The 3829-nt window shown below is 74.1% G+C and carries 2 protein-coding genes and 3 pseudogenes; 3 read left to right on the forward strand and 2 right to left on the reverse strand.

From position 1 onward, the window contains the following. The coding region (locus JNW89_RS30400) for a hypothetical protein (protein WP_238451696.1) at positions 1 to 211 on the reverse strand (211 nt) is incomplete at its 3' end. Positions 212 to 824: 613 nt separating this feature from the next. On the opposite strand from JNW89_RS30400, the pseudogene JNW89_RS30405 reads away from it, so the two are divergent. Next, positions 825 to 1525 (forward strand): annotated as a pseudogene (locus JNW89_RS30405) (UdgX family uracil-DNA binding protein). Between the two features lie 9 nt (positions 1526 to 1534). On the opposite strand, the gene JNW89_RS30410 reads toward JNW89_RS30405, so the two are convergent. Continuing rightward, positions 1535 to 1741: a hypothetical protein gene (locus JNW89_RS30410; RefSeq protein ID WP_238451697.1), complete on the reverse strand. Its 207-nt coding sequence runs from the start codon at positions 1739 to 1741 to the stop codon at positions 1535 to 1537. 211 nt (positions 1742 to 1952) lie between these two features. On the opposite strand from JNW89_RS30410, the pseudogene JNW89_RS30415 reads away from it, so the two are divergent. Beyond that, positions 1953 to 3094, forward strand: a pseudogene (locus tag JNW89_RS30415) (acyl-CoA dehydrogenase family protein). A gap of 75 nt (positions 3095 to 3169) precedes the next feature. Continuing rightward, positions 3170 to 3829 (forward strand): annotated as a pseudogene (locus tag JNW89_RS30420) (MFS transporter); the annotation flags it as partial.

The following is a 3829-nucleotide window of genomic DNA, read 5'->3' on the forward strand; positions in this document are numbered from 1 at the left end:
CGACCTGCTGCTGATCGAGGACGACCACGCCGCCCGAGCTGGCCCGGGTGCCGCTGCACCCGCTCGCCGGGGCGACCCCGGCGTGGGCCTTCGTCCGGTCGGTGAGCAAGCCGTTCGGGCCCGACCTGCGGCTGGCGGTGCTGGCCGGCGACGAGGCCACCGTGTCCCGGGTCGCCGGCCGCGCCCGGGTCGGCGCCGGCTGGGTCTCCACCGTGCTGCAACGGCTGGTGCTGTCGCTCTGGCGCGACCGGCCACCGCGGAGCTGGTCCGCCGCTCCGGCGAGGAGTACGAGCGGCGGCGTACCGGGCTGCTGGCGGCGCTCGCCGCCCGGGGGCTGGCCGGGCGCGGTCGCAGCGGCATCAACATCTGGCTGCCGGTGCCGGACGAGACCAGCGTGGTCACCGCGCTGCGCGACGCCGGGTGGTCGGTGGCGCCCGGCGCGCTCTACCGGATCGGCGCCGAGCCCGGGATCCGGATCACCGTCAGCGCGCTCGACGACGCCGACCTGGTGCCGGTCGCCGACGCGGTCGCGCGGGTGCTCCGGCCGGCCCCGCCGGGCCGTTCACCACGTGAACCGGCTGGTCCTCGACGCGCATGGTCGACATTTCGGAGGGTAAGCGCGCGGCCGGAGGTGACCGGTCATGGCTGGACCCAGATCGAGGACGGGGCTCTGGATCGCCATCGCGATCGCGGTGATCTTGGTGATCGTGGTGATCGCGCTCGCCATGGGCGGCGGTGGCGACGGTGGCGGGGGCTACTGACGCGCGCCGGCCCGGCCGCGCCGCACCCGGCGTCGCCGGCGAATCCGGTATATAAAGTTCGCCATGGCCGAGACCGACGCCGCGCCCGGTGCGCAGCAGTTCATCCCGCCGCAGGCGGACACCCTCGACGAGCTGCGCACCGCGGCCGCCGGCTGCCGGGGCTGCGAGCTGTACCGCGACGCCTCGCAGACGGTCTTCGGCCGGGGTGACGAGAGCGCCCGGGTGGTCCTGGTCGGCGAGCAGCCCGGCGACATGGAAGATCAAAAAGGACTGCCCTTCGTCGGCCCAGCCGGCCGGCTGTTGCGGCGGGCGGTCGACGACGCCGGAATCGACCCAAAGCACATCTATTTGACGAATGCCGTAAAGCACTTCAGGTTCGAGCTACGCGGGAAGCGGCGTATCCACCAGACGCCGGACCGGGTGCACATCACCGCCTGCCGGCCGTGGCTGGTCGCGGAGTTCTCCCGGTTGCGTCCGGACCTGGTGGTGGTGCTCGGCGCGACCGCCGCCAAGGCCCTGCTCGGCCCGGCGTTCCGGGTGACCAAGCAGCGCGGCGAGCTGCTGCCCTGGCCGGCCGCCGCGCAGCGCCCGGAGGACTTCGTCCGGGTCCCGGTGGACAGCGCCGGGAAGGTGGCCGACGCGCCCGCCGCGCAGCTGCTGGCCACCATCCACCCGTCCGCCGTGCTGCGCGCCGACGACCAGGACGCGCGTACGCGGGGCTGGTGCAGGACCTGACCGTCGGCGCCAGCGCGCTGGCCGGGTAGCGCCCCGGTTCAGGGCCCGGTCGTGATCTTGCCCGAGGCGTCCTTGGCGGCGATCCGGCCGTCGTGGACCCGGTAGACGTCCAGGCCGCACAGCACGGTGCCGTTCTCGGCCGGCGCCCACGCCCACTCGCAGACCACCCGCTCGCCGGCCGCCCAGACCGGGCCGAGCACCGGGCCCTCGCCGGGTCCGAGCTGATCGGCGAAGGCGGCTGTCACCGCGTCCCGCCCGTGGACGGTGGGCCGGACCGGCCCAGGCGTTCGGGCGGTACGTCACGTCGTCGGCGAGGCAGGCGCAGACCGCCGCCGGCCTTCGGCTCGTCCTCGCCGTCGTGCTCGTGCTCGCCACGCGCACCCTGACCCGTACGCCGCTGGGAACGCCTGCCACCGCCCCTGGGCAGCGCGGGTGAGCGGTGCCACACTGGCCGCCATGGAGCAGCATCTGTACGAACCGGTCCACGAGGAGTTCCGCGACCTGTGCCGGGAGTTCCTGGCCCGCGAGGCGGTGCCGCACCACCCCCGGTGGGAGGCCGACGGCATCGTCGACCGCGAGGTGTGGCGCAAGGCCGGCGCGGCCGGGCTGCTCGGCATGGACGTCGACACCGACCACGGCGGCGGCGGGCAGCGCGACTTCCGGTTCAACGCGGTGCTGGACGAGGAGATCGTCGCGTCGGGCTGCTCGGGGCTCGGCTTCGGCCTGCACAACGACGTGGTGGCGCCGTACCTGACCGAGCTGACCACCGACGAGCAGCGCAAGCGCTGGCTGCCCGGGTTCTGCTCCGGCGACCTGGTCACCGCGATCGCGATGAGCGAGCCGGGTGCGGGCAGCGACCTGGCCGGGATCCGCACCAACGCGGTCCGCGACGGCGACGGGTGGGTGCTCAACGGGCAGAAGACGTTCATCACCAACGGCGAGATGGCCGACCTGGTGATCGTGGTGGTGCGTACCGCGCCGGACCAGGGCGCGCACGGGGTCAGCCTGGTCGCGGTGGAGACCGGTACCCCCGGCTTCACCCGGGGCCGGCGGCTGGCGAAGGTGGGCCTGAAGGCCAACGACACCGCCGAACTCTTCTTCGACGACTGCCGGGTGCCGGCGGAGAACCTGATCGGCACCGAGAACCACGGCTTCTACCACCTGATGGCCAACCTGCCCCGGGAGCGGCTCAGCATCGCCGTCGCGGCGGTGGCGGCGGCGGAGAAGCTGCTCGCGGTGACCCTCGACTACGCCCGCTCGCGGGAGGCGTTCGGCCGGCGATCGGCAAGTTCCAGCACAACCGGTTCCTGCTGGCGGAGCTGGACACCGAGGTCACCATCGCGCGCACCTTCGTCAACCACTGCGTGGCCGAGTTCAACGCCGGCCGGCTCTCGGTCACCGACGCCGCGAAGGCCAAGTGGTGGACCACCGAGCTGCAGAACAAGGTCGCCGACCGCTGCGTGCAGCTGCACGGCGGCTACGGATTCATGCTGGAGTACCCGGTGGCGAAGGCGTGGCTCGACGGGCGGGTGCAGACCATCTACGGCGGCACCACGGAGATCATGAAGGAGATCATCGGGCGCGGGCTCGGCCTGTAGCGAAACCGGGTCCCCCGGGGCGGGGCCGGTTTGCAAGGATGGGGCCCGCGTCTGACCCCTTACCGAGGAGGCCGCATGGCCACCGACCTGACCGCGCCGGCCCGTACCCGGCCGGACGTCGCGCCGATCCAGCGACGGACCCTGCGCCTGCTGTTCACCACCCAGATCATCGGCGGGATCGGCGTCACCATCGGCATCTCGGTGGGGGCGCTGCTCGCCGCCCGGGTCGCCGGCACCGCCGTCGCCGGCCTGGCGCAGAGCGCCGCCGTGGTCGGCGGGGCGCTGCTCGCCGTCCCGGTCACCCGGATCATGAACGGGCACGGCCGGCGACCCGGGCTGGCCGTCGCCTACCTGTCCGGCGCCGTCGGCGCCGTGCTGGTGGTGCTCGCCACGGTCACCCGCTTCGTACCGCTGCTCTTCCTCGGCATGCTGCTCTTCGGCGGCGGCACCGCGGCGAACCTCCAGGCCCGCTACGCCGCGGTGGACCTCGCCGAGCCGGCCCGCCGGGGCCGCCAGCTGTCGCTGATCGTCTGGGCCACCACCATCGGCGCGGTGGCCGCGCCGAACTTCGCCGCGCTCGCCGACCGCACCACCAGCGGGTGGGGACTGCCACCGCTGGCCGGTCCGTTCGCGTTCAGCGCCGCCGCGTTCGTGCTCGCCGCGTCGTACTCCTGGTGCTGCTGCGGCCCGACCCGCTGCTCACCGCGCGCCGGCTGGCGGCGGCCGACGCCCCGG

This window comes from Micromonospora sp. 4G55, assembly GCF_016803375.1.